The sequence below is a fragment of the Mameliella sp. CS4 genome (genome assembly GCF_019392335.1).
In the GTDB taxonomy this organism is placed as follows: Bacteria; Pseudomonadota; Alphaproteobacteria; order Rhodobacterales; family Rhodobacteraceae; genus Antarctobacter.
Map to the genome: position 1 here is coordinate 1 of NZ_JAHXRQ010000081.1, position 834 is coordinate 834.

Sequence of the window (834 nt, forward strand, 5' to 3'; positions counted from 1 at the left end):
GATGAGCGCAACAATCATTGACGGCAAGGCCTTTGCGGCCACGGTCCGCGAGAAGGTGGCGGCGCATGTGGCGCGGCTGAAAGAGGAAAACGGCATCACGCCCGGCCTGGCGGTGGTGCTGGTGGGCGAGGATCCGGCCAGCCAGGTCTATGTCCGCTCGAAGGGCAAGCAGACCGTCGAGACCGGCATGAACTCTTACGAGCACAAGCTGGAGGCCGACACCTCCGAGGCGGACCTGCTGGCCCTGATCGACAAGCTGAACAAGGACCCGGCGGTGCATGGGATCCTCGTGCAGCTGCCGCTGCCGAAACACCTGGACGAGGACCTGGTGATCAATTCCATCGACCCGGCCAAGGACGTGGACGGCTTTCATATTTCCAACGTCGGCCTGCTGGGCACCGGTCAGAAATCGATGGTGCCCTGCACGCCGCTGGGCTGCCTGATGATGCTGCGCGACCACCACGGCAGCCTGTCGGGCATGGACGCGGTGGTGATCGGCCGGTCGAACATCGTCGGCAAGCCGATGGCACAGCTCTTGCTGGGCGACAGCTGTACCGTGACGATTGCGCATTCGCGGACAAAGGATCTGCCCGAGGTCGTGCGCCGCGCCGATATCGTCGTCGCCGCCGTAGGCCGTCCCGAGATGGTGCCGGGCGACTGGATCAAGCCGGGCGCCACGGTGATCGACGTCGGCATCAACCGCATCGACGCGCCGGAAAAGGGTGAGGGAAAAACCCGGCTGGTGGGTGACGCGCATTACGAGAGCTGCGCCGAAGTGGCGGGCGCGATCACGCCGGTGCCCGGCGGGGTGGGGCCCATGACCATCGCCTGCCT

1 protein-coding gene is annotated in these 834 nt (G+C 65.8%); it reads left to right on the forward strand.

The features are described 5' to 3' along the window. Position 1: 1 nt before the first annotated feature. A partial coding sequence (locus KZZ07_RS26605; protein WP_219519927.1) for a bifunctional methylenetetrahydrofolate dehydrogenase/methenyltetrahydrofolate cyclohydrolase occupies positions 2 to 834 on the forward strand: 833 nt, incomplete at its 3' end.